This is a genomic window from Neobacillus drentensis (assembly GCF_036966985.1).
In the GTDB taxonomy this organism is placed as follows: Bacteria; Bacillota; Bacilli; order Bacillales; family Cytobacillaceae; genus Neobacillus; species Neobacillus drentensis_E.
Genome location: NZ_JBALSN010000109.1, coordinates 4,248 through 8,456, shown reverse-complemented (window position 1 = coordinate 8,456; position 4,209 = coordinate 4,248). Strand labels below are relative to the sequence as shown.

The window sequence follows — 4,209 nt, the reverse complement described above, 5'->3', positions numbered from 1 at the left end:
CATGTCACGGTGAGACAGGAAAAGGTGAAGGCTCAAAAACTGGGACGGCTATAAATAGCCAGAATTTTTTAAGCAATGTATCCGATAAAGACCTGTATCATTATGTGAAGTATGGAAGAGATGGCACAGTTATGCCTGCCTACGGTCCAAGACTATCAGACAAGGAATTAAATAATCTTGTTGCTTTTATAAGAGACTGGCAAACAAAGGAAATAGAATTTGATGTCCCAAAAACAATTTCTGGGGATCCTGAGCGTGGGAAGGCGCAATTTAACTTATATTGCCTTAACTGCCATGGTGAAGCTGGTATTGGTAAGGAGAAAATGGGAACGGCACTTTCAAATCCACAATATTTGAAATATACCACTGATAAACAAATTTGGATTGATGCAGCATATGGGCGTGAAGAAACACGAATGGGACCTTCTTTAAAAGGTCTAGAAGGTGCACGTCAACTTAAAGAAAAGGATATTAACGATATTGTTACTTATATCCGATCTTTGGAGAAGTAATAAATGGAATAAGGAATAAAGTTGTAAGACCTGAATCTATCAATTGGATTCAGGTCTTTTTTTGATGATTGGCCAAATGTGAACATTTTGTGGTGGTTTTTTGACGAAAACGCAACGATTTATATCCTTTAACAAAATGTTCAAGAGTGATTCAACAAATAAGAACGGATAAAGATTATATTTATTTCAAAGAGGACTATAGTAAAAAATAGTATTTTCTTCAAGTCAAGGAGGATTAAGATGCTAAAGAAAAAGTGGTTGGCATTATTCGTAATCGCATCATTTTTAACGAATTTCATCATCCCGAAGGCTAGTGCTGAAACAGCCTTTCAGGCAGAAAAATTTCCTTTTAAGGAAATGCAGGTACAAGTAATGCCAGAGTTTGATTATCCCGAAGGTTGGTCACGTGATATTCCGTCCTTATTAATTGGTCAATATGGAACCATTACTAATAAAAGCGGTCAAGATTATGATGGGAAGATTGAGATTGCCGTTCCAGCAATGGAAAAAGGCTTTGAAGCCTTCTTGGTAGCAGAATTCCCGGAGAAAGATAAGCCTGAAGTACAGCGCCCATATGATGTCGATAAAGAAAACGGAATCATTATTTGGAAGCCAGCTAAGGCGATTAAGAATAACGAAACTTACGAATTTGTTATTGAGTACTATACTAAGTCGATCAATGTGAAGGACAACAAGACTTTTACATATGAGCTTAAAAATAAAGCTAATATCGATCTTTTAGATGTGATTTTTTATGCTCCCATGGATGCTAAAGAAATTAAAATTGAGCCAAAGGCAGAGAACAATTCGAAAAATGAATATGGAGAAGAGCTTTATTACTACCAATACAAAAATGTAAAAGCTGATGCAGGCTTGAAATACTCCTTCTCATATAAAAAAGATGGTACGGAGTCTACGATGGAGGCTATAAACAAACAGCAGCCTCCAAACGATGAAAACCATAGTGGTGTAACTGCAACAGATCAAGTTGTTAAAAATGGTGGAACATCCAATACTTCCAAACGTCCTATTATCGGACTTGGTGGTGCAGCAATCATTGGGATTGCGATTGTTATAGCAGGTCTCTTTGTGTTCATAGGCTTTAAAGGAAATACGCAATCAGCGTCCAAGGTTAGCAAACAAACTAAAACACAACCAAAGAAACAAACTCAAACGGCAAAAAAGGACAACAAAATCGCAAATTCTGAGGAAAAGAAAGAATTACGCAAAAAGCTGTTAACAGGAAAGATTGATCAGGAAATGTACGAAGAGGAAATGAAAAAATTAATCTAATGAGGTGATGAGTAAAATGAAAAAAAATACAATTGTCATGCTGGGTGGGTTTATTATTGCGGGAGCCATTGTTTTCCTACTGATGGCAGCAACTCCTGGATCAAGTGGTGTTGAGTTAACAATGAAGGAGCTTTTGGCTACTCAAGAACAACATAAAGATGATTTTGTTACGGTTGAGGGTTTACTAATAGAAGACTCGATTAAATGGGATGCAAACAAAATTGAATTGAAATTTGATGTGAAAGATAACGACGGTAATGTTATGCACGTCATTCACAATGGAACTAAGCCGGATAATTTCGCAGAAGGTGTCATCACAATCCTCCAAGGGGCACCAACTAAAAAGAACACATTCGTTGCAGAGACAGTTAAAACAAGATGCCCCTCTAAATACGAAGGAAAAGACATCAAAGATTACGATCCAGAAACACATAAAGATAAGTTAAATAAAACACCGAAAGAAAAATAACAGGCTAACTTAAGAAGGTGACGAAATGTATTTATTTGCCAACGCAACAATTTATATAGGCTTAGCCATTGCGATTTATTCTCTCCTTATTATGACGTTGGGAATTAGCACAAAAAATCAAAAGTTCGTTAACAGTGGTAAAGGTGGATTAATTGCATTATTAGTTTGTTCATCACTTGCAATGCTAACATTATTCTACCTTTTAGCAACATCTCAATTTCAATATGAATATGTTCATGATTACACAAGCAGTGAACTCCCTATCATCTATAAACTCACCGCACTATGGGCTGGAAATGCCGGTTCGTTGTTATTGTGGACGTTTTTCCTAACTCTTTACACCTTTATGATTGCTTTCTCACGGAAGTTAAAAGGAAACCCAATGGTTCCATACATTTCTGCCATCTTACTTGCAAATGCGGTTTTCTTCTTCTTTATTCTAGGCTTTGTAGCAAAACCTTTCATTCTATTAGAGGAGATTCCAATCGAAGGTAAAGGTTTAAATCCAATGCTTCAAAACCCTGGTATGATTATTCATCCAGTCACACTTTACTTAGGATATGTTGGTCTTGCCATCCCATTTGCCTTTGCAATGGCTGCACTAATCTTAAAAAATGTTGATGATTTCTGGATTAAAATGACAAGACGCTGGACGATCATTGCTTGGTTATTTTTAAGTCTAGGTAATATTTTTGGCGGGCAATGGGCTTATGTTGAACTTGGATGGGGCGGATACTGGGCGTGGGATCCAGTTGAAAATGCTTCCTTTATGCCGTGGTTAACGGCGACTGCATTCCTGCACTCGGTTATGATTCAAGAACGAAAAAACATGTTAAAGATATGGAATATTAGCTTAATCATTGTTTCCTATGCACTTACTTTATTCGGTACATTCCTTGTACGAAGCGGGGTATTGACATCTGTCCATGCCTTCGCCAATTCAAACCTAGGATTATACTTCTTAATCTTTATGGGTGTGGCGGTCATTGGAGCGCTTTATGTATTGATGAGCCGATACAACCTCCTTAAAAGGAGTGCAGGTGAATTTAACTCCTTTGTTTCTAAAGAAAGCAGCTTCTTAATCAATAATTTATTACTTGTTGGAGCCGCCTTTGCTGTATTTTGGGGAACCATTTTCCCTTTAGTATCGGAAGCTGTACGAGGTACAAAAGTTACGGTTGGACTTCCATTCTTTAATAAGGTTGAAGCACCGATTCTATTATCAATGATGTTCATCATGGCGGTTTGTCCGTTGCTTGCTTGGCAAAAATCTACCGTAAAAAATCTTAGGAAAAACTTTATGATTCCAGCTATCCTTGCGATCCTAGCGATGATTTTAATGGTAGTTTTAGGAATTCAAAAGGCCTGGGCAGTCATTGGTTATGGAGTTATCAGTCTATTATTAATTACCCATTTCTTAGAGTTTTATAGAGGTGTGAAAGCTAGAAGAAAGATGACCAAGGAATCTCCACTAGTGGCCCTCTATCGTTTAATGATTCGAAATCGGCGCAGATATGGCGGATATATCGTTCACCTTGGAATTGCCTTTATAACGATGGGGATTATAGGTTCTCAGAATTATGATTTACAAACTATGAAAACAGTTGATTTAGGAAAGTCAATTGAATTAAAAGATTATCGAATCAACTATGATCGGCTTGATCAGAAAAAAGAAGGAATTAATGACATCGTTTATGCCGATGTAACTGTATTTAAAAATGGTAAAAAGCTGGGCACATATCAGCCTGAAAAGGTGTTTTATGGGAACTGGGAACAGCCATCTTCTGAAGTTGCCATTATTTCTTCACTTAAGGAAGACTTATACATCGTCTTGAGTGCATGGGAAGACGATGGAAAAGCTACCTTTGTTGTAAAAGTTAATCCAATGATGAATTGGTTATGGATTGGATCTTTCATGATTGTTATTGGTGCACT

General features: G+C 37.1%; 4 protein-coding genes. All 4 read left to right on the top strand.

The window, feature by feature from the left end:
- Positions 1–512, top strand: a 512-nt coding sequence (locus V7659_RS07655; protein WP_335539187.1) for a c-type cytochrome, incomplete at its 5' end; no start/stop codon positions are given.
- 240 nt (positions 513–752) lie between these two features.
- Positions 753–1,805 (top strand): hypothetical protein, encoded by a 1,053-nt coding sequence (locus V7659_RS07650; RefSeq protein ID WP_335539183.1) that lies wholly within the window; start codon positions 753–755, stop codon positions 1,803–1,805.
- Between the two features lie 16 nt (positions 1,806–1,821).
- Entirely contained in the window at positions 1,822–2,274 is a 453-nt protein-coding gene (locus tag V7659_RS07645; RefSeq protein ID WP_335539182.1) for a cytochrome c maturation protein CcmE, read from the top strand.
- 25 nt (positions 2,275–2,299) lie between these two features.
- Positions 2,300–4,209, top strand: a 1,910-nt coding sequence (locus tag V7659_RS07640) for a heme lyase CcmF/NrfE family subunit (RefSeq protein WP_335539181.1), incomplete at its 3' end; no start/stop codon positions are given.